Here is a 21,687-nt window from a genome sequence, read left to right as displayed (position 1 = left end):
TCTTGGGCATCAGGAGTCTGTGCGAAGTTCGATCCGGGCCGGCTGGCCGGGGCGCAGCACGGCATCGTCGCCTGGCGAGAATTCGGCCTCGACCCGGTACCCCTGATCCTCGTTGTCGCTCACAAGTTCCCAGCCGATCCTGTCGATCGTGCCGGAAAACTCGTCGTCGCCAACGGTAATGGTGACCGCCTGCCCCTCGCTGAGAGAGGCGACACGCTCCGGCGCCACCAGCGCGCGAGCGCGCATGGTGTCGCCGTGCCCCAGTACCGCCAGTACCGCCGGCGCCAGTGCGGGGTTTACGAACTGACCGGGGGAGACATCAATGCGCGTGACACGGCCGCTGGCCGGTGCGCGGACGGTGGCATCGTCGCGGTCGGCACGCGCTCGGTCGCGCTGGGCGCGGGCCTCGGCCAGCCGCGCGGCCACAGTGGCCTGTTCGATGCGGGCCAGTTCCACCTCGCGCAGGGCAATCAGGGTCTGGTCGTACAGGTCCTCCGCCTTTTCGACCTCCCGGTCGGCCTCGTCCAGTTCCAGCTGCAGGCGATCGATCGCCGCCTGGGCCGCGCGCAGATCGGCCTCGACGCGCCGGGTATCCAGGCGGAACAGGGTGGTGTCCTGGTCGACGTGCTCGCCCGGGCCGACCTCGATTGACTGGATCTTGCCGGCGACCGGGGCCGTAATGCGATAGGTCTGTCCCCAGTCCAGTTGACCCTCCAGCGTGCCGTCTTCCTCGGCCGCCGATCCAGCGGGGATCAGCAACAGCAGGGTGCAGCAAGCGATGGCCGAGAGCAGCAGCCGGCGACGGGGCCGGCCCGGCATCAGGCGATCAATGGACATCGGGTGTTCTCCCTTGGGGCGCCTTTGGACGCATATTTGTTACTCCGATTCCGCCATGGCCGTACCGGCTAGGCGAAAGGGGCTGAGGTCGCGACGGCCGGTCAGCAGGGCCAGGCGCTCGTAGACCATGGCCAGCTCGAGTTCGGTCTGGGCATTGAAGTAGGCCGCGGCACTTTGCTGCACCATCGAGTCGCCGAGATCGGCCTGGTCCTCGATGTCGTACAGGTAGCGCGCGCGGTCGATATACAGCTGGCGATAGTCCATGCGCCATTCGGCCTCGTCGCGCTGCATGCGCAGGGCCTGGGCCTCGTGATAGAGCTCGCGCAGGCGATTGCGGACCTCGATCCGGGTCTGTCCCATATCGGCCTCGGCGCGCTGGCGCGCCGCGACGGCATGCCCGACCCGGCTGTCCTGACGACGCCCCTCGTACAGCGGGATCTCCAGCACGAGGCCCGCCGCAAACGGGTTGCGATCGCCACCGAACTCGCGGTTCCAGTAGCCCGTCTCCGCCTCCGCATACAGACGCGGGCGTCGCTGGGCGCGTGCCGCGTCCACGCCGCGCGCGGCGGCCTCCACCTGCAGGCGCTCGGCGGCGAGCGTTGGATTGGCGCTTTCGAGCTCGGCCATCAGTTCGTCCAGATCCGGGAGGTCCGGCAGATCCAGCGGCAGGGCGGGGGCGAGTACGGTGCGGATGCGCTCGCCGGGCCGGTTCAGGGCCTCGGCCAGTTCGTCGCGCGCGCGGCGCTGATTCTGCAGGGCGCGCTGGCGCTGCACGCGCAGGGTCTGGTACTCCGACTCCAGGCGAAAGACCTCGATGTCCGATACCTGCCCGCGCTCGGCGCGTTCTTCCGCACGCTCCTTGGTGACGAACGCGGCCGCCATCGCCTCGGTGTCGCGGGCGAAGCCAAGGTCGGCGAGCAGGACGTTGAAGTAGCGGTCCATCACGTGAAGCGCGTGCCGCGCGTGCGCCAGGGTCTCCATCTCCCGGGCGGCCTCGAGGCGCTGGGTGCCGGCGGCCTCGCGGGCACTGGACTGGCCGAAGTCGCTCAGCAGCTTGCGCGCGACAATGGCGGCACGGGAGTCGTTGCGGCTCTGGTCCGGTGCGAGGTCGTTCGGCTCGACCCAGCGGGCCTCCAGCCGCGCGTTGACGGTCACGTCCCGTTCGGCCTGGGTCCCGGCGAGCTCCTGTTCCGCGATCTCGCGTTCCGCGCGGGCGCGCCGGACCTGGGGATGAAGGGCGTCGACCGCGCTCAGCGCGTTCTCCAGCCGCAGCGGTTCGGGCAGCGGTTCGGCATCGACAACCCCGTCGGCCGGAACGTCCTGCGCGGCCGTGATCACTGGCAGAGGTAGCAGGGCGGTTGTGATCAGGCTGGCCAGAATGGGCGCTGCGATTCGGCGCCGCCCGTTCCGGTGCGTCGCATGTCCTGGGTGCATTGGGCTACCTATCGTCCGGCGTGTTCGCGGCGGAAGCGGGTGAAGTTTCCGTCTTCGTAATGCCCCTCGGCGACGAACTCGCCCAGTAGCAGGAACTCGTCGACATCCCGGGTGGCCCCGGTGAATCGGGCAATGGGCTCGCCGTCCAGGTTGAAGAACTGGAACACCGGTGTGGCACGCACGCGGAAATCGCGGGTCGCGAAGTCCCGCATCGTCTTGGTCTCGCCCTCGAACGTCACCACCTCGATTGCGCCCTCGACGTCCACGGCAAAGATGCTGAACCGGTCCTTGAAATATTCCTGCACCTCCGGCTGGTTCAGCACCTGGTTCTTCATGCGGTGGCAGAACGGGCAGTCATCCATCTCGAAGAACAGCAGGATGCCCTTCTTGCCGGCGTCGCGGGCCTCATCCAGCTCTTCCTGGAAGTCGCCAAAGGTCGGATCGAAGAAGTGATGGTCAGGGTCGCGCGGGTCTTCCACGACGGCACTGCCCAGCCCCGGGAGCACCAGGAGCAGGGCAGCCAGCAGGGCGGGAAGCAGGGTGACGATACGGCGTGGTGTCATGCGGCTGGGCTCCGGAATTCTGAAGTCGTTCACAAACAAGACGGGCAGAAGCCTCCCTCAATTCCCTCCTGAATGCAAGGAAAACGAGAGCGAGTCCGAGCGTGGCGGCATACCGCTGGGAGGGCGGTTCGACAGGGGGGTGGGGGCGTGTTCCAATGGCTTTTTCGTCCTGTTCTGGAACCCGTTATTCATGCGCAGCCCCTTCCTCCCGTTGTTCGTTTTTCTCGGGCTGGTATTGCTCGAGATCTTCGGTTTCGCCTGGGTGGGTGACGCCGTCGGGGCGCTGGCCACGGTGGCGCTGGTGGTCGCGACGGCCGCTGCGGGACTTCTGTTGTTTCGTCTGCAGGGGTTCTATCACTGGCGGCGCCTACAGCAGAGCCTGGCCCGCGGCGAGATGCCCGCGCGTGGGCTGGTCGAGGGCTGGCTGCTGATGTCGGCGGCGGTCCTGTTGCTGCTGCCCGGGTTTTTCACCGATGCGGCCGGCTTTGTGCTGCTGGTGCCGCCCCTGCGTCGCTGGGCGGCCGAGGGCATCCTGCGCCGGGGCATGATCCGGGCGCGGACGAGGGGCTCCGGCGCGGCTGGGCCGGGTGACCCGATCGAGGGGGAGTTTCGTCGCCACGACGGCAGTGACGACTCTGCCCCCGACGAGCGCCTGGACCACGACGACCGCCGCTGAGATTTCTCCCTCCTCGCAGCCCTTGACTCGGCTTGGTGTGTCCCTATTATTAGCACTCGTTCGGGGTGGGTGCTAACAGGGCTCCTACCCGACATCCTCCAACCTGTTAAGAACATCGATATAAGGAGTTCGCACCATGAACCTGCGGCCTTTGCACGATCGCGTCATCGTGAAGCGTATGGAAGAAGAGCGCACCAGCCCCGGCGGGATCGTGATCCCGGACTCGGCGGCCGAGAAGCCGATCCGCGGCGAGGTGGTTGCGGTCGGTAACGGCAAGATCCTGGAAAACGGCGACGTCCGCGCGCTGGACGTGAAGGCCGGCGACAAGGTGCTGTTCGGCAAGTATTCCGGCACCGAGGTCAAGGTCGAAGGCGAAGACGTCCTGGTGATGCGCGAAGACGACATCATGGCCGTGATCGAGGGCTAAGCCCCGGCGATCCGCCCCTATCCCCACATTTTCAGGAGTAGAACGAGACATGAGTGCAAAAGAAGTCCGTTTTGGCAACGACGCCCGTACCCGCATGGCGAAGGGCGTGAATACCCTGGCCAACGCCGTGAAGGTGACCCTGGGCCCGAAGGGCCGCAACGTGGTCCTCGACAAGGCCTTCGGCGCCCCGACCGTGACCAAGGACGGCGTGTCCGTGGCCAAGGAGATCGAACTGGAAGACAAGTTCGAGAACATGGGTGCCCAGCTGGTGAAGGAAGTCTCCTCGCAGACCTCCGACGCCGCCGGTGACGGCACCACCACCGCGACCGTGCTGGCCCAGTCCATCGTCCGCGAAGGTATGAAGGCGGTCACCGCCGGCATGAACCCGATGGATCTCAAGCGCGGTATCGACAAGGCCGTCAAGTCGGCGACCGAAGAGCTGAAGAAGCTGTCCAAGCCGTGCACCGAGCACAAGGCGATCGCCCAGGTGGGCTCGATCTCCGCCAACTCCGACGTCGCGATCGGCGAGATCATTGCCGACGCGATGGACAAGGTCGGCAAGGAAGGCGTGATCACCGTCGAGGAAGGCTCCTCGCTGGAGAACGAGCTGGACGTCGTGGAAGGCATGCAGTTCGACCGCGGCTACCTGTCGCCCTACTTCATCAACAACCAGCAGAGCATGAGCGCCGAGCTGGACGACGCCTACATCCTGCTGTTCGACAAGAAGATCTCGAACATCCGTGATCTGCTGCCGATCCTGGAAGGCGTGGCCAAGGCCAACAAGCCGCTGCTGATCATCGCCGAGGACATCGAGGGCGAGGCCCTGGCCACGCTGGTGGTGAACTCCATGCGCGGCATCGTGAAGGTCGCCGCGGTGAAGGCCCCGGGCTTCGGTGACCGCCGTAAGGCCATGCTGCAGGACATCGCCGTTCTGACCGGTGGCCAGGTGATCTCCGAAGAGGTCGGCCTGTCGCTGGAGAAGACCACGGTGGAAGACCTGGGTCGAGCCAAGAAGGTGCAGGTGACCAAGGAAAACACCACGATCATCGACGGCATGGGTCAGAACAAGGACATCAAGGCCCGCGTCGACCAGATCCGCGCCCAGATCGAGGAAGCGACCTCCGACTACGACAAGGAAAAGCTGCAGGAACGCGTGGCCAAGCTGGCCGGCGGTGTTGCGGTGATCAAGGTCGGCGCCGCGACCGAGGTCGAGATGAAGGAGAAGAAGGCCCGCGTCGAGGACGCCCTGCACGCCACCCGTGCGGCGGTCGAGGAAGGCGTGGTCCCCGGTGGTGGCGTGGCCCTGCTGCGTGCCTGTGCCGCGATCACCAAGCTCAAGGGCGAGAACGAAGAGCAGACCGCTGGCGTCAACATCGCCCGCCGCGCAATGGAAGAGCCGCTGCGCCAGATCGTCTACAACTCCGGTGACGAGCCGTCCGTGGTCCTGAATCAGGTCCTGGAAGGCAAGGGCAACTACGGCTACAACGCGGCAACCGGCGACTTCGGCGACATGATCGACATGGGCATCCTGGATCCGACCAAGGTGACCCGCTCGGCGCTGCAGAACGCTGCTTCCGTGGCCGCCCTGCTGATCACCACCGAGGCCATGGTGGCCGAGCTGCCGAAGAAGGACGACGGTGGCGGTGCCGGCGGCGGCATGGACGACATGGGTGGCATGGGCGGAATGGGAGGCATGGGCGGCATGATGTAAGCCGCTCGGCCTTTGTATTTTGCCCGACACAGGCGAGACCCCGCTTCGGCGGGGTCTTTTTGTCTGGATTGAGCCAGGCTGTTCTTGTAGACCGGAACCCACAAGCAATCTGTGTGTCCTTAAGGGAACAAGGTTTTTCGTGAGGATGGCGTGCTTGTCGGCTGGCAGTGGTCCTGCGCAGACAAAAGAAGGGAGTCGCCTGATCACAGACGGGTGTTTCCTTAATGTGACAACGTTGTGATGCCGATACAATTCTTGGCTGGAATGCGTGCAAAACCGGAAAGCATGTGCCACTATCAAGCTGCTGTAGAGGGCTTGGCGCTCGCTGCTCCAGATTCCGGTCGGGAGTCAACCGTTCGGCAACGCGCTTGTCTCTGATCAGTCGTCGTTTGTTTTTACAAGGAGGCTATGAACATGAATCACAAGCTGGTTAAGAATCTTCTGGCCGCGTCCGTGGCCACGCTGCTGATCGGTACCGCGAGTCAGGCCATGGCTCAGGAACCGCCGGCGGCCAATGTCACCGACCGTAGCGGCAACGTCGTGATGGATCGCTCCGGCGAGTGCGTCCGCACCCGCTCCTGGGCCCCGGAAAACGTGAAGCATTCGCAGTGCGCCGGTTACATCGAAGAGACCGTCGAGGCCCCCGAGCCGGATCCGGCTCCCGAGCCCGAGCCCGAGCCCGAGCCGGAGTTCGAAACCACCACGCTGAGCGCCCAGGCCCTGTTCGACTTCGACAGCGCCGAACTGCGTCCGGAAGGCCGCGACGCCCTGCGTGAGCTGGCCCGCAGCCTGACCGCCGATGACGCCGAGTACAGCTCGGTGCTGGTCGAAGGTCATACCTGCACCATCGGTCCGGCCGAGTACAACCAGGGCCTGTCTGAGCGTCGTGCCCAGTCCGTGGCCGACTTCCTGGCCAGCGAGGGCGTGCGTGAAGACGACATCCGCACCGTGGGCCACGGTGAGGAACGTCCGACCGCCGACAACGCCACTCGCGAAGGCCGCGAGGCCAACCGCCGCGTGGAAGTGACCTCCGACGTGCGCCAGCGCGTCGACTAAGGTCCTCCGCCTGTCGGAAACCGGCCATCGGCGTGCCCGATGACCGGGACCAAGGCCCCGCCTCGGCGGGGCCTTTTTTATGAAGGGCACCGGAGCTTCGGCCAGGTGACCATGGTTCGGGGTCGTTAAGCTTCGGTTAAGCCTTCCGTCCTAGCCTAAGTCCAAAATCAAGAGGACCGTAACGATCATGAAGATGCATACGCTCAAGCTGCGCAAGGGGATGCGTCTGGCCGGCCTGGCAGTGGTTCTGATGCTCGGCGGGCTGTGGCTGTCCGGTACCGCCTCCGCGCACGGTATCGAACGGGCCACTGACCTGCAGTCTCTGGTGCAGGACGGAGAGGGCAAGCCGACTCTGATCATGTTCGCTTCCGACAGCTGCCCCTACTGCGATCGGGCGGAGAACCAGCACCTGGGTCCGATGAGCGAAGACGCGAACTTCGAAGGCATCCATATCCGCAAGGTCATGCTCGACCGCGAAGAGGTGCGGGACTTCGATGGCGAGGTGCGCCGTGGTCACGAGCTGGGGCGTGCCTACGGGGCCCGTGTCGTACCGACGATCGTGGCCTTTGACGCCGAAGGGAAGCCGGTGGGCGAGCCGCTGGTCGGCATCCCCAACGAGCAGCTCTATCGCAGTCAGATTCGCCAGCGCATCCAGCGGGCTCTGCGTGACAACGGGGAATCGAGCTAGGCAGATGCGCACCAGGCCGGGACCCGCGCAGCCCCAACGCTCCTGTGTGCGCCGGAGTTTGGCCCGGGCTCAGCGCTCGATCCGGTAGATCAGGTCCACGGTCTGCTCGGTGGTTCCGGAGGAGGTCTCCAGCGTCAGACGTCGGCTGAGCTCATAGCTGAGCAGTACGCGTGAGGTGTTGTCGAACAGGCCGACCGAGTAGCGCAGCAACAGGCGCGGGGACAGGTACAGCCCCAGGGTCAGGGCGGTCTCCTCAATGCCGCCCTCTGTATCGATGGCCACCTCGTCCAGCCCCAGTTCGGTCCCGATCCGCTGGGTGATCAGTGCACCCTGCTCCAGGCCGTAGGCCGCCGCCGCGGAAGCGATCAGGTTGCCGTCCGACTCCGTTGCACCTGACAGGGGCCGCCCCGTCAGCAGGAACGCCATGGCCTCGGTCTCGTCCATTGCCGGGTCCGAAAACACCCTGGAACGCAGGTTGTCCGGGGTGCCGCCGATCTCGAGCCCGACGGTGACGTTGTATTCGCGCACCGTACGCACGGCGCGCAGGTCCAGTTCCGGTGTTTCCGCGGGACCCTGGAACAGCAGCACCCCCCGGTCCACCCGCAGGTCCTGGCCGTAGGCATCGAAGCGGCCCTCGGGGATGCGGATCTCGCCAAACAGCTGGGTCGGGTGCCCGGCGATCTCCTCCACGTCCACCTCGCCGGCAAAGCGGGCGGTGAGCCCGTGACCGTCAAAGCGCACGTCATCGCCCAGACGGATGCGGATGCGGATATCCGTCTTCAGGGCCTGCGCCTCTTCCAGTTCCTCGCCGAGGATGATCTCGTCACCGGATACCCGGATCGCGCCCGGGGGGAGATCCGGCGGACGGAGTCGAGCCCACGGCAGCAGCACCTCGCCGCGCACACGGATGCCATCCTCGGGAATGAATACCAGTTCCAGGTCGGGGGTGATGGTGGCTTCCGCATCGACGCGGTTCACGGCGAGGAAGTCTTCGCCACGAATCTGCATCTCCGCGCGCGGGCCGTCCCCGCCCAGGTCTACGCGACCCGTCAGATCGATCGCGCCATCGCCCGATTCGAGCCGTCCGTCCAGGGTCATCTCCTCCGCGGAGACGACGTTGGCGGTCATCTGGGGGATCAGGATGTCGATCCCGGCCTCCGGGATCAGGACACCCCCGTCACTAAAGCGCACGGCGCCCTCGACCAGCGGGGCGTCCAGGTGCCCACCGAAGGTCAGCCGGGTATCGAGCACGCCGCGCAGGCGCTGGATGTCGGGGCTTGCCGCCGCGATCCAGGACAGGTCATCCAGGCGCGCCTCGAAGTCGCCGTCGATCCGCATGTCGTCGCCATCCGGACGCAGTTCCAGCGCCGCCCGTGCGATACCGCCGTCGAGAAAGCCGAGCCGAAAATCGACATCCACGTCACGGTCGCGTACGCGCGCGTCGAGATGGGCATCGCGATAGGGCACATCCTGCAGTTCGCCATCCTCGTCGCGCACCATCAGGCGCCCATCTGTCGGGCGCACGGCCAGATCGGCCTCGATGCGGCCCCGGTCATCCAGACGGCCGCTGGCCTCGGCATTGATCTGGCCCTCGATGCCCAGCTCGGGTGGCAGCAGGGGGTCCAGCCAGCCAAGCTCGAGGTCCTGCATCAAGGCACTGAAGTTGCCGCCAGTCGCCGCCTCCCAGCGCCCGTCCGCGCACACGCGCCCGCCTTCCCGGGTCAGGCACAGGCGCTCCAGGCGGGCGGACTCCGGGCCCCCTTCCAGAGCGACCGGGGCGGGCAGTGACCAGTCGCCGGCCTGGGGCTGCGTCAGGTCCAGTCGGGTCAGTTGGCCGCTCCAGTGCGTGGTCTCGAGATCGAAGCCGCCGGCCAGCGCCAGTGCCAGCGTACCCAGTTCCTGCCCGTCCACGTCGAGCTCCAGGCGATGATCGTCGATGGTCCCCGTGCCACCCAGGCGCAGGCTGGCCAGGTGAACCCCTGTGGCCGGCTCCAGATCCTCGAGCCGCAGATCCAGCCGGGCGGGGGCATCCTCGGCCAGCCCGGCCTCGGCGCTCAGGTCCAGCCGGCCCAGCGCGATGTCCCCCAGCCGAAGTCCGGCACCGTCGCCCTCGGCGGCCACCCGAGGCGCGTCCGGCGATCCGGTTACGTGTGCATCCAGGTTCAGGCGTCCCGCGAGGTCGGGCCATAGCTGCTGCAGTTCCGGGGCATCCACCCGCAGGCGGAAATCCAGCGCGTCGGTCCAGTGGCCCTGAGCGCTCAGGGTGTTGGCGCCGAGTGCCAGCTCCAGTTGTTCCACGGTCAGGGCGTCGCCTTCCAGCTCGGCCCGGCCGCGCCCTTCGACTGGCTGCTCGCGCAGGGTACCGGACAGGTGTTCCAGTTCGGCCTGCAGATGCAGTACGCCGTCCTCGGCCTGCCGGCCGCGCGTGGTGAGTGCGAGATCCAGATGCCCCGGCGCCTCGGGTGTGATGATGGCCGGGTCCAGCGCCTCGGCCTGCAGCGCGAGGTCCCAGTCGAGACCCTCGGCCCAGCCCACGTCCCCCGCCAGGTCCAGACTCCCGCCGTCGTCCATCGCCAGGCGCAGGCGATCGATCCGGGCTCCGGTCTCGGTCAGGTCCATGCGTCCGTCGCCGGTCACGGCGATGCCATGGCTTTCGGCCCGCAGGGGGTCCAGTCTCAACTGGGCCCGAAGCTGTCCCGAGGCGGGGGCGAAGTGACCGCTGGCGGCCAGCCGTAGCTGTTCCAGGTGGCCCTCCAGCTCCTCATGCAGGCGGGCGAGATCCGGGGCCTCCAGTGCCAGATCCAGTGCGAGATCCAGCGCGTGCCCCGGGTCCGAAAGATCACCCTCCAGCCCCGCGACCTGGCCGTTCAGGGTGGCCGTCAGGGCGTCTTCGTCGACCTTGAGTTCGCTGTCGCGCAGGCGGGCCGTGCCGTCCGCTAGGGTCAGGCCCAGCTGCCCGGTCAGGACATGGTCCTCGAAGCGTCCCCGCAGCTCGTCGATGTCGACGGTCGCTTCCAGTGCCGCGAGCGGTGGCTGTCCGGTGTCCAGTGGGAGGCGGCCCCGCAGGGTGGCCCGCAGCCGTTCCAGGCCCGCGTCGAGTTCCAGACCCAGGGGGCCGGGGTCGAGGTCGTCGAGTGCCAGTTGCAGATCCCAGTCGAGGGCCTCGTCGAAGCGGATGGGACCGGCGAGCCCCAGCCGTCCGGCCTCGGAATCCAGCCGCAGTGTCTCGATCTCGGCCATGGACAGGTCGCCATGGGCCTGCAGCACGAGTTCGACTGCTGGCATGTCGTCCAGCCGGGCGCCGCCATCCAGGCCCAGCGACCAGGAGTCGGGTTTGCCGGAGGCATGGAGCCGGCCCGTGGCGACATGCGCGGCCTGGTCCGGGGCGAGCCGGTAGGCGAACGGGCCCCAGGTGATCTCGGCGTCGAAGCGCGGGTCCTCCAGCGCATTGACCACCTCGGCCTGCAGGGTCAGATCCACCCCAGCGCTCAGGACATGATGCAGCCGCAGGCGTTCTCGCAGGTGTCCGTCCAGCTCCAGTCGCCCCTGGGCCTCGCTGGCATCGAGGCCTGCGGCCACGGCGTCCGGCAGGGGCGCGGTCCAGGTGCCCTCGGCGTTCACCGCGTAGTCATCTTCGGTCTCGACCCGCGCCTGCAACTGCGCCCGGATCTCCGGCATGTCCAAGTCGAGCTGCTGGAGTTCGACTCGGGAACCACTGGCCCGCGCCCGGGCTGCGATCTGCGTGATGGCGACCAGGGGCGTGCCTTCGCGGTACACCCGCAGGTCGCTCAGCAGGACATCCTCCAGCTGCACCGCCAGCGGGAGGCGGATCGCATCGGGCAGTTCGAAGGGCTCCTCGTCGTCATCGAGCGCCTCGGGTGGCAGGTCGATCAGCAGCCCGGTCGCATGAACGACCGGGATCCGCAGCTCGCCGCGCAGTCCCGCGCGGGCGTCGATGCCCAGGCGACCTTCGTCCAGTTCGATGCGGGGGCCGTCCGGCAGGGACAGGTAGAGACCGTGGATTGCGAGCTCGGTGAACAGCGTGCCCTGGACTCGTTCGATGCGCAGATCCACCGGGGCGTGCCGCTCGGCCTGTTCGGCCAGCCAGCGCGTACCGCTCTCGGAGGCCAACAGCGCGATCACGGATCCCGCCGCGAGGATCAGGAGCAGCAGGACCCCGCCGATCAGCCACAGCAGTGCCTTGCCCAGACGCCTCACAGGTCCGGCCCCATGGAGAAGTGGATGCGGAAGTCGTCGTCCGAGTCCGGGCCGTGGGCGATATCGACGCGGATCGGCCCCACCGGAGAACGCCAGCGCACGCCCACGCCCACGCCGTAGACGGGATCGAACTCGGTCCATTCGTTGACGACGTTGCCTGCATCGACAAAGGCGGCGGCGCTCCAGTTGCCGCGTACCGGGATGTCGTACTCCAGGCTGCCAACCACCTTGTGGCGCCCGCCGATCACGTCACCATCCTCGTTGGTCGGGCCGACCTTCTGGTAGCCATAGCCACGGATGCTGGCGTCCCCGCCGGCGAAGAAGCGCAGGGAGCTGGGCAGCTCGTGGATCGAATCCACCTCCGTAAACCCGGCATCCGCCCGGGCCAGCACGCGTCCGGGACCCATCGCGCGCACGAACTTGCCGCTGGCCAGTACCTGCGCGAACGAGGTGCTGGACAGGAGCTCTTCCTGGGCCCCCTGGACGGTGACGTCGAAGCGGTAGCCGCGACGCGGAGTCATCGGGTCGTCCGCTTCCATCCGGCTGACCCGATAGGACGGGATCAGCAGGCGGCTGCGATCCGTCTCGTCGCCGACGGTGTAGTCCTCGTATTCGTAGCGCAGGCCCTCGGTGGTCTGCCAGCCCCCGGTTCGCTGCAGCACGCGGTTTGCCCCGATCTGGAAGCGGTCCGACTGTTGGGAATCGGTGTCCTCGGTGCGGTAGGTCGTGAACAGGTTCAGCTGCTCGCGCAGCGGGTCACGCAGCGGGATCGCATAGTTGAAGCCCACACCGGAGCGTACCGGGGAGGCCTCCAGCTCCGCGTGATAGCGGTGACCGCGCTTGTTGGCATAGCGGTTCTCGAAACGAAAGCGCAGGCGCGGGCCGATATCGGTGGAGTAGCCGATGCCGGCCTCGTAGCTGTGCCGCCGGCGGGGCTCGAACTCGGCCACGATCGGCACGTGGCGGTCCTCCGCCTGGTCGCGCAGGGGGCGCACCCGTACGCCGGAAAAATACCCCGAGTCGTTCAGGTTCCGCTGTAGCGCGATGATCTGCGAGGAGCTGTAGGGATCGCCCTCCTCGAACGGGATCATGCGTTCGACGAATTCCGGCGCCAGGATGTCCTGGTCCAGTGTAACCCGCCCCATGCGGTAGCGATCGCCCGTGTCCATGTGCAGGCGGATGGTCGCGGTGCGGTGCTCGCGGTCGACCTCCAGGCGGCGGGTGTGAAGGTCCGCGTCGAAATAGCCGCGATCCGCGGCAATCCGCGTCATGCGATTGCGCAGGGTGTCATAGCGGTCATGGCGCAGGACATCGCCCTCCTGGATGTCGGTCTGGCTGAGCACGGCCTCGAAGGCGAGATCGCCAACCCCCTCGCCGGTGACCTGGATATCGATGGTCTCGACCGTGGTGGGCGGACCCGGCTCGAAGCTCAGGTGCAGGTCCCAGCAGGCATCGTCGCGCTCCAGACTCAGGTCCAGTTCGGCGTCGTAGTGGCCGACGGCGCGCAGGGCGTTGCGCGCGCGTTCTTCAGAGTCGCGCAGCAGGCGGCGCTCGCGAAAGCCGGGCAGCTCGCAGGGATGGCGCGCCAGGTTGAGGCTGTTGCGGATGTTTTCGCGCTGGAACTCCGTGCCGCCCTGGAGCACCAGACCCGGTACCGGGCCATTGTCCTCGTCGGCCGCCAGGGGAAACGCCAGCAGCACCAGGAGCACCCCGATCCAGCTTGCCCGCCGAGCCGCGTGCGCATGCAGCAGGGGAAACGGATGCGGGCGAGGAAGAAGGCTCATGGATCGATAATAGCGGGTAGCCGCAGGGCTTCGGGAAAGGGGATGTCCCTATCAGTGTCTTGCCGCGGACGTGAGTTCCCGGCAACGACTGCGTCCGTGTCTCCCCCAGGCTCAGGCGCCCGGGCAGTCCACTCCGCTCCCGCGCGAGAACACCACCAGGTGTGTGAAATCCAGGCGCAGGCGCACATGCTCGCCGATCACGAAGTTGTCGTGGCTGGGCGCCATGCACAACACGTTGATTCCGTCGGGGAGCTTCAGGGTGTAGAGGAAGTCGGCCCCGCGGAAGGCCTTGTCGAGGATCTCGGTGCGCACCGTGCCCTGTTCGTTGTCGATGGCGATATCGTCCGGGCGTACCAGCACGTCCACCGCGGTCCCCGGCGGGAGCTGTTCGGACATCGAACCCTGGATCTCGCCAAAGGCCGTGTCGACCCGGTCTTCGGTGCAGACCATGCCGGGGATCAGTGTGCCCTCGCCGACAAAGTCCGCGACAAAACGGTCGGCCGGGCGGTGGTAGAGGTTGTACGCGGTATCCCACTGGGCAATGCGGCCCTGGTGGATCACCGCGATGCGGTCGGCAAAGGCAAAGGCCTCGTGCTGGTCGTGGGTCACGAGGATCGCGGTGGTGTGCTCCGCGCGCAGGATGCGCCGCACCTCGCGGGCCAGGTCGCCGCGCAGCTCTACGTCCATGCTGGAGAAGGGCTCGTCCAGCAGCAGGAGTGCCGGCTTCGGCGCCAGGGCGCGTGCCAGTGCGATGCGCTGCTGCTGGCCGCCGGACAGGGCATGCGGATAGGCCTCGCCGTAACCGGTCAGGCCGACGAGCTTCAGCAGCGTCCGGACGCGATCGGTGCGCGCGTCGCGGCTCCAGTCGCGGATACCGAAGGCGATGTTGTCGGCGACATTGAGGTGCGGGAACAGCGCAAAATCCTGAAACACCATGCCGACGCCACGGCGCTCCGGGGGCACCGTATGCCCGGGCTCGCTCACGGCCCGCCCGCCCAGGTGGATGGCCCCGCGCATCACTGGTTCGAATCCCGCGATCGCGCGCAGCAGCGTGGTCTTGCCGCAGCCGGAGGGGCCCAGCAGGCAGCCGATCTGCCCCTCGGGCAGGGCCAGCGAGACCCCGTGCACCACGGCCTTGCCGTCGTAGCCGATGTCGATATCGTCGAGTTCCAGCAACGGCGTATGGGGTACCTGGATCGCGGCGGTGGAGATGGCGGCTTGAGTCATGTCAGGTCGTACCGGCGGGCATGGGGAGCGGCTTTTGCGGCTTGTCAGTCTCGGGGTCCGGGCGCTGGTTGGGCGCGCCCTGACCGGGCCGCGAGCGGCCGATGGTCATCGACAGCAGGATAACGGGAACCAGTCCGACCAGCACGATGGCCAGGGCGGCACTGGAGGATTCGGCCAGTCGCTCGTCACTCGCCAGTTCGAAGGCACGCACCGCAAGGGTGTTGAAGTCGAACGGGCGCAGGATCAGCGTGGCGGGCAGTTCCTTGAGCACATCGACAAAGACCAGCAACAGCGCCGTCAGCAGAGTGCCGCGCATGATCGGCAGGTGCACGCGAGTCAGCGTCTGCAGCGGGTGCATGCCCAGCGATCGCGCGGCGTCGTCCATGCTCGGCTGGATCTTGCCGAGGCCCGCCTCCACGGTCTGCAGGGAAACCGCGAGAAAGCGCACCGCGTAGGCGAACAGCAGGGCGAACACGGTGCCGGACAGCAGCAGCCCGGTCGACAGCCCGAAGGTGTCGCGCATAAAGCCGTCCAGCGCGTTGTCGAAGGCGGCGAACGGGATCATCACGCCAATCGCAATGACCGTGCCGGGGATCGCGTAGCCCATGCCCGCCACGCGTACGGCCAGGTTGGTAAAGGTCCCGCCCTGCATGCGTTTGGCATAGGCCAGCACCAGCGCCAGGACAACGGCGATCACGGCCGCGGCCACGGCCAGCCAGAAGGTGTTGAACACCAGCTCGGCGAAGCGGGCATTCATCCAGTGGTCGGTGGTCTGGACCGCCCAGATCGAGAGTTGTGCGGCGGGCAGCAGGAACCCCAGCACCACCGGCAGCAGGCAGGCGGTGAACGCCGCCGCGGCCTTCCAGCCCTGCAGGCGGTAGCGCGGCAGGGTGGAATAGCGGCGGCTGGTGTGGTGGAAGCGCGCCTTCGCGCGCGACCAGCGCTCCAGCACGATGAGGATGAACACAAAGGTCAGCAGTACCGCCGATAGCTGCGCGGCGGCGGCCGGGTCACCCAGCCCGTACCAGGTGCGGAACACCCCGGTGGTAAAGGTGCTGATGCCGAAATAGGCGACCGTGCCGTAGTCCGCGAGCACCTCCATCAGCGCAAGGGTCAGCCCGGCGATGATCGCCGGGCGGGCCAGTGGCAGGGCCACGCGGCGGAACCCGCCGAACGGCCCTTGGCCCAGCGTGCGCGAGACCTCCAGAACACACACCGACTGCTCCAGAAAGGCCGCGCGGCTGAGCAGGTACACATACGGGTAGAGCACCAGCATCAGCATGACCATCGCCCCACCGAGCGATCGGATCTCGGGGAAAAAATACTCCCCGTAGCCCAGCCCGGTCAGCTCGCGGATCAGGCTCTGCACCGGTCCGGAAAAGTCCAGCATGCCGGTATAGGTGTAGGCGATGATGTAGGCCGGCATCGCCAGCGGCAGCATCAGCGCCCACTGGAAGATCCCGCGTCCGGGGAACTCGCACATGCTGACCAGCCAGGCGACCGGGACGCCGATCAGCAGCACCCCGATGCCGACGCCGACCACCAGCGCCAGGGAGTTGGTGACGTAGTCGGCCAGTACCGTCTGGCGCAGGTGTTCCCAGACTTCGCCCGCCGGAATGAATACATGCCCGAAGATCACCAGCACCGGCAGCGCGAGTACCAGCGCCACCGTGATCGCCACCACGGACCACGGGCTGAACGACAGTCGCGGCCTGCCCCGGGAAGTGGTGCGCGTACCGGGCGCGGCTGGGTTGGAGGGCTGGGCGCTCATGGAGTGCGAATAATAAAGGTTCTTGTTTCGAATACCACCAAGACCGTTCCCTGGCTACCGGCTTCGCACAAACAGCGAGCCCCCGGCCAAGGCCGGGGGCTCGTGAATCCAGGGCATCAGCGCCAGCGGACGCGGTCCATGATCCGCACGGCCTCGCTGTTGTTGTCACCCAGAAGGTGCAGCTCGATGTCGTCGGATTCGAACTCGCCAAAGCCCTGCAGGATCTCGCTGGCCGGCACGTCATCCCGGATCGGGTATTCCTGGTTGGCCTCGGCGTACCACTGCTGCGCCTCCTGCGAGGTCAGAAACTCGAGCAGCCGGATGGCGTTCTCGCGATTCGGGGCGTGGGCGGTGACACCGGCACCGCTGATATTTACATGCGTGCCGCGGTCGTCCTGGTTGGGCCAGAAGACGCCAATCTGTTCGGCGACCTCGCGGTCGCGGCCGTCGCCGTCCAGCATCAGGCCAAGATAGTACGTGTTGGCGATGGCGATATCGCACACGCCGTCCGCCACCGCGCGAATCTGGTCGCGGTCGCCGCCCTGCGGGCGCCGTGCCATGTTGTTCACGATGCCCTCGGCCCAGGCCTCGGCGGCCTCCGCGCCCTCGGTGGCGATCATCGCGGCCACCAGCGACTGGTTGTAGACGTTGTCGGAGGAACGCACGCAAATGCGGTCTTCCCATTTTTCGTCGGTCAGGGCCCCGTAGGTGGACAGGTCCTCCGGGTCGACCCGGTCCTTGTGATAGAGGATCGGGCGCGCGCGCAGCGACAGGCCGTACCATTCGCCCTCCGGGTCGCGGTAGCGCTCGGGGATGTTCTCGTTGAGCACATCGGATTCGATGGCCTGCAGCACACCCGTTTGCTTCGCCTGGTGCAGGCGGGCGGCGTCGGCCGTGATCAGTACATCGGCCGGCGAGTTGCGCCCCTCGTGGCGCAGGCGCTGCAGCAGGCTGTCCGCGCTGCCGGTCACCAGATTGACCTGGATACCCGTCTCCTCGGTGAACTGCTCGAGCAGGGGCTGGATCAGGTTTTCCTGCCGCGCCGAGTAGAGGTTGACTTCGTCTTCGTCGGCCGGGCTGCAGCCGACCAGGGGCATGGAGACGGCGACGGCCGCGGCGGCCATCACCAGCCAGGAAAGGGGTCGAAACGACATGCTGAATCTTCCATGTGATTAATTAGACGAGAACGATTGTTATTTGTGTTCGCATCCGTGTCAACGATTCCCGGCCGCGGCCTTGGGGCTTTGCGTCACGTTCGGGGCCGGTATGCACATTGATCACTGTTTCCCTAAGCTTGGCCCATGGACAAGCCCCTGCCCGAGACCCCGGAAGCCCTGCCCCCCTTCCTGGAGGAGGAGGTCGAGCACCTGTTGCAGGACCTTGGCGAAAAGGCCGACTGGCCCGGCAGCCTGTCGGGCCAGTCGGCCAGCCCGCTGGCCTTCAGCCACTACCTCGCCCAGACGGTGGGGCGGCATCCGGACTATCTGCTCGATACCCTGGATGACGAGGGGCGCGTGCCCGAGCGCGACGACGACGCGTTTGCCGCGATGCTGAGCACCGCGTTGCAGGACGTCGACAGCGAAGAGCAACTGAAGCAGGCGCTGCGCGAGCTCCGCCATCGCGAGATGATCCGCATCGCCTGGCGGGACCTGGAGGGGCGGGCGGACCTGGACGAGGTGATGCACGACCTCAGCCGTCTTGCCCAGGGCCTGATCCAGGGGGCACTGGACTGGCTCGACCGTCACTACCAGGGCCGCCACGGGCAGCCGCGGGGAGCCAACGGCGCAGCGCAGTCGCTGGTCGTGCTGGGGCTGGGAAAGCTCGGCGGGGGCGAGCTCAACTTCTCCTCCGATATCGACCTGATCTTCGCCTACGCCGAGTCCGGCGAGACCGATGGCGAACGGGTGCTGGACAACGGTGCCTACTTTCAGAAGCTGGGGCGTGCCCTGATCGCGGCGCTGTCCGAGGTAACCGCGGATGGCTTTTGCTATCGCGTCGACATGCGCCTGCGCCCGTTCGGCGACTCGGGCCCGCTGGTGATGCACTTCGATGCGATGGAGGACTACTACCAGGCGCATGGCCGCGAATGGGAACGCTACGCCCTGATCAAGGCGCGCCCGCTGGCAGGGGACGCGGCCGCGGGGGATGCGCTGATGAAGCGCCTGCGCCCGTTCATCTACCGCCGCTATCTGGACTACGGCACGCTCGCGAACCTGCGCGAGCTCAAGCAGATGATCAACGACGAGTCCGCCCGGCGCGGGCGCTACGAGGACGTGAAGCACGGCGAGGGCGGGATCCGCGAGATCGAGTTCATTGCTCAGTCGTTCCAGCTGATTCGTGGCGGACGTGACCAGGCCCTGCAGCGGCGGGACCTGCTGGGGGTGATGGAGGTGTTGCGCGAGCGCGAGCTGCTGCCGGCCTACGCGGTCGACCAGCTGGAGCGCGGCTATCGCTTCCTGCGCCGGATCGAGAATCGCCTGCAGATGCTCAATGATCAGCAGACGCACCGGCTGCCGCGTGCCACTGGCGACCGGACCCGCCTTGCCCTGTCACTCGGATTCGACAGCGAGGTGACGTTCGAGGCGGCACTGGTACGCGAGCAGCGCCGGGTGCATGCGCACTTCGAGCAGGTGTTTACCGCCCCGCAGCGTGACGACGCCGAGTCCATGGACAGCTCGCCCGAGGCGGACCGCGAACAGCAGTCGCATCGCCTGTGGCAGGGCTCGCTGGACGATGACGTGGCACGGGAGGCCCTGTCCTCCCTCGGCTTCGACGACCCCGGAGCGGCCCTGGTAGGGCTGGTGGACCTGCGCGACAGCCCCGGCGTGCGTGCGATGAGCACCACCGGGCGCCAGCGACTGGACCGCCTGATGCCGCTGCTGATTGGGGCCCTGGCCGAGATGGATGCCCCGGACACGGTGCTGCCCCGCGCCCTGCAGATGGTGCGCACCATCGCCCGGCGCTCGGTGTATCTGTCGTTGCTGGTCGAGAATCCGCTGGCGCTGTCACAGCTGGTCAAGCTGGTCGCGGCCAGTCCCTGGATCAGCGAGCAGCTGACGCGCTTCCCCGTGCTGCTGGACGAGCTGCTCGACCCGCGTGCCCTGTATGCCCCGCCGGACCGGGACGGGCTGCGTGAAGAACTGGAGGCCGAGCTTGCGCAGTTCCCGGGCGAGGATCACGAGCAGATGCTGGATCGCCTGCGCCAGTTCAAGCAGGTGCAGACGTTGCGCGTGGCGGCGGCCGACATCATGGGGTTTCTGCCGTTGATGAAGGTTTCCGATCACCTGACCTGGCTGGCGGAGGTGATGCTCGAACGGGTGCTCCAGCTGGCCTGGGACAAGCTGATCGAACGTCATGGTGAGCCGCGCTGTGGCGAGGGCGCCGGCATGCGCCCGGCGCGTTTCGCGGTGATTGGTTACGGCAAGCTGGGCGGCTTTGAGCTGGGCTATGGCTCCGACCTGGATGTCGTGTTCCTGCATGACTCCGAGGGCGAGGATGCGCAAACCGCCGGGCCCAAGTCGATCGACAACACCGAATTCTTCGCGCGGGTCGCGCAGCGTGTGGTTCACCTTCTGGGGGCGTTTACCGCCGCCGGCAGGCTGTACGAGGTGGATACGCGGCTGCGCCCGAGCGGCACGTCCGGTCTGCTGGTCAGCGGGCTTCGGGCCTTCCGCCGTTATCAGGACGAGTCCGCCTGGACCTGGGAGCATCAGGCACTGGTACGCGCCCGCTTCGTCGCCGGCGATGCCGAGCTGGGGGAACGGTTCGATGACCTGCGCCGCGAGGTGCTGACGCGCAAGCGCGACGCCGATGCCCTGTGTGCCGAGGTCGTCGAGATGCGCCAGCGCATGCTGACAGAGCATGCCTCGAAAAAGGGCCAGGGCTTCCATCTCAAGCGCGACCGGGGCGGTATCACTGATATCGAATTCATGGTTCAATACTGGGTTTTGGTATCCGCCCACGACCATCCCGCCGTCTGTGACTGGCCGGACAAGATCCGCACGCTGGAGACCCTCGGGCGCGAGGGCGTGATCGGCGAGGACTTGAGCGAGGCGCTGGCGGATGCCTATCGGGATTTGCGCAACCGCATCCACCGCCTGACGCTGGCGGGCCGGGACGCCCGGGTCGAGGAGCCGGACGACGAGCTGCTGGCGGTGCGGGACCGCGTAATCGAGACCTGGAATGACCTGTTCGGCGCGCCGGATCCGGTCGCCAACAAGAACGCCTAGAGGGATACAAGACATGTCGATGGCCGACCGCGACGGGGTGATCTGGCTGGACGGGCAGATGGTGCCCTGGCGCGAGGCGCAGACCCACGTACTGACCCACACCCTGCACTACGGCATGGGCGTGTTCGAGGGCGTGCGCGCCTACCAGACCGAACGCGGTCCGGCGATCTTTCGGCTACAGGACCATACCCGGCGCCTGTTCAACTCGGCCAAGATCCTTGGCATGACCATCCCGTACTCGGCCGACGAGCTGAACGATGCGCAGATCGCCTCGGTGCGCGACAACGGCCTGGAGAGCGCCTACCTGCGCCCGATGTGTTTCCTTGGTTCCGAGGGCATGGGCCTGCGCGCGGACAACCTGAAGGTGCACGCGATGGTCGCGGCCTGGCACTGGGGCAGCTATCTGGGCGACGAGGGGCTCCAGAAGGGCATCCGTATCCGCACCTCGTCCTACAGCCGGCACCACGTGAACGTGACCATGTGCAAGGCCAAGGCCAACGGCAACTACATGAACTCGATGATGGCCCTGCAGGAGGCGACCCGCTGCGGCTATGACGAGGCCATGCTGCTGGACACCGAGGGCTACGTGGCCGAGGGCAGTGGCGAGAACATCTTCCTGGTTCATGACGGTGTGCTCTACACACCGGATCTGACCTCCGCGCTGGACGGCATCACCCGCCGCACGGTCATTACCCTGGCCGAGGAGGAAGGCCTGCGCGTAGTGGAGAAGCGCATCACACGCGACGAGGTCTACATCGCCGACGAGGCCTTCTTCACCGGTACCGCCGCCGAGGTGACCCCGATCCGCGAGGTCGACGATCGCCCGATCGGCTCCGGCACCCGCGGACCGATTACCGAACGCCTGCAATCGCGCTATTTTGATGTCGTACAGGGCCGCGACCGTCAGCACGACGGGTGGCTGACCTACCTCTAGGGAAACACTGATTAATGCACACGCTCGCGTTGGCACCCCAGGTTTTCCGAGACAAGGCGCGTCGTGCAGCGGGTAGTGGTTCTACCCGCAAGCGGCGCAACGCAGGATCGGGGAACCTGGGGTGCCAACCCC

General features: G+C 67.0%; 15 protein-coding genes. 7 read left to right on the top strand and 8 right to left on the bottom strand.

Features of this window, described 5'->3' with window-relative positions:
- Positions 1-9: 9 nt before the first annotated feature.
- The 3 genes from G372_RS0101970 to G372_RS0101960 are packed head-to-tail and all read right to left on the bottom strand — an operon-like array spanning position 10 to position 2,834.
- Positions 10-837, bottom strand: coding sequence for an efflux RND transporter periplasmic adaptor subunit (locus G372_RS0101970; RefSeq protein WP_019624860.1), 828 nt, complete (start codon positions 835-837; stop codon positions 10-12).
- Between the two features lie 39 nt (positions 838-876).
- Complete coding sequence (locus tag G372_RS0101965) at positions 877-2,271, bottom strand: TolC family protein (protein ID WP_038070697.1); 1,395 nt, start codon at positions 2,269-2,271, stop codon at positions 877-879.
- An 8-nt stretch (positions 2,272-2,279) separates the two neighbouring features.
- Entirely contained in the window at positions 2,280-2,834 is a 555-nt protein-coding gene (locus tag G372_RS0101960) for a thioredoxin family protein (RefSeq protein WP_019624862.1), read from the bottom strand.
- Positions 2,835-3,024: 190 nt separating this feature from the next.
- On the opposite strand from G372_RS0101960, the gene G372_RS0101955 reads away from it, so the two are divergent.
- The 5 genes from G372_RS0101955 (at position 3,025) to G372_RS0101935 (ending at position 7,392) form a co-directional block, all read left to right on the top strand.
- A complete protein-coding gene (locus G372_RS0101955; protein ID WP_019624863.1) occupies positions 3,025-3,510 on the top strand; it encodes an FxsA family protein in 486 nt (161 codons plus the stop codon).
- Between the two features lie 136 nt (positions 3,511-3,646).
- Positions 3,647-3,937 (top strand): co-chaperone GroES, encoded by a 291-nt coding sequence (gene groES / locus G372_RS0101950; RefSeq protein ID WP_018863048.1) that lies wholly within the window; start codon positions 3,647-3,649, stop codon positions 3,935-3,937.
- A gap of 49 nt (positions 3,938-3,986) precedes the next feature.
- Positions 3,987-5,648 carry a chaperonin GroEL gene (gene groL / locus G372_RS0101945; RefSeq protein WP_018863047.1) on the top strand — a complete coding sequence of 554 codons (1,662 nt, stop codon included), beginning with the start codon at positions 3,987-3,989 and terminating at the stop codon, positions 5,646-5,648.
- A 414-nt stretch (positions 5,649-6,062) separates the two neighbouring features.
- On the top strand, positions 6,063-6,704 hold the full coding sequence (locus tag G372_RS0101940; RefSeq protein WP_026278862.1) for an OmpA family protein: 642 nt from the start codon (positions 6,063-6,065) through the stop codon (positions 6,702-6,704).
- A gap of 187 nt (positions 6,705-6,891) precedes the next feature.
- Positions 6,892-7,392, top strand: a complete 501-nt coding sequence (locus tag G372_RS0101935) for a thioredoxin family protein (protein WP_018863045.1) — start codon at positions 6,892-6,894, stop codon at positions 7,390-7,392.
- Positions 7,393-7,461: 69 nt separating this feature from the next.
- Here G372_RS0101935 and G372_RS0101930 read toward each other — a convergent pair whose 3' ends face one another.
- The 5 genes from G372_RS0101930 to G372_RS0101910 form a co-directional block, all read right to left on the bottom strand.
- Positions 7,462-11,610 (bottom strand): translocation/assembly module TamB domain-containing protein, encoded by a 4,149-nt coding sequence (locus tag G372_RS0101930; RefSeq protein ID WP_019624865.1) that lies wholly within the window; start codon positions 11,608-11,610, stop codon positions 7,462-7,464.
- On the bottom strand, positions 11,607-13,394 hold the full coding sequence (locus tag G372_RS0101925) for an autotransporter assembly complex protein TamA (RefSeq protein WP_244263179.1): 1,788 nt from the start codon (positions 13,392-13,394) through the stop codon (positions 11,607-11,609). The genes G372_RS0101930 and G372_RS0101925 overlap by 4 nt, the downstream gene beginning before the upstream one ends.
- Positions 13,395-13,505: 111 nt before the next feature.
- The gene (locus tag G372_RS0101920) at positions 13,506-14,621 is read right to left on the bottom strand and encodes an ABC transporter ATP-binding protein (RefSeq protein ID WP_019624867.1); all 1,116 of its coding nucleotides are present in this window, start codon (positions 14,619-14,621) and stop codon (positions 13,506-13,508) included.
- A gap of 1 nt (position 14,622) precedes the next feature.
- The gene (locus G372_RS0101915) at positions 14,623-16,392 is read right to left on the bottom strand and encodes an ABC transporter permease (RefSeq protein WP_051080823.1); all 1,770 of its coding nucleotides are present in this window, start codon (positions 16,390-16,392) and stop codon (positions 14,623-14,625) included.
- Between the two features lie 116 nt (positions 16,393-16,508).
- Positions 16,509-17,546 (bottom strand): Fe(3+) ABC transporter substrate-binding protein, encoded by a 1,038-nt coding sequence (locus tag G372_RS0101910; RefSeq protein WP_019624869.1) that lies wholly within the window; start codon positions 17,544-17,546, stop codon positions 16,509-16,511.
- Positions 17,547-17,693: 147 nt separating this feature from the next.
- On the opposite strand from G372_RS0101910, the gene glnE reads away from it, so the two are divergent.
- On the top strand, positions 17,694-20,621 hold the full coding sequence (gene glnE, locus G372_RS0101905) for a bifunctional [glutamate--ammonia ligase]-adenylyl-L-tyrosine phosphorylase/[glutamate--ammonia-ligase] adenylyltransferase (protein WP_019624870.1): 2,928 nt from the start codon (positions 17,694-17,696) through the stop codon (positions 20,619-20,621).
- A gap of 13 nt (positions 20,622-20,634) precedes the next feature.
- Positions 20,635-21,555, top strand: coding sequence for a branched-chain amino acid transaminase (locus G372_RS0101900; RefSeq protein WP_018863038.1), 921 nt, complete (start codon positions 20,635-20,637; stop codon positions 21,553-21,555).
- The last annotated feature ends 132 nt before the right edge of the window (positions 21,556-21,687 follow it).

The organism is Thioalkalivibrio thiocyanoxidans ARh2, from assembly GCF_000385215.1.
GTDB classification, from domain to species: Bacteria; Pseudomonadota; Gammaproteobacteria; order Ectothiorhodospirales; family Ectothiorhodospiraceae; genus Thioalkalivibrio; species Thioalkalivibrio thiocyanoxidans.
The sequence above is the reverse complement of the archived record's forward strand: the minus strand, read 5'-3'. Positions and strand labels throughout refer to the sequence as shown.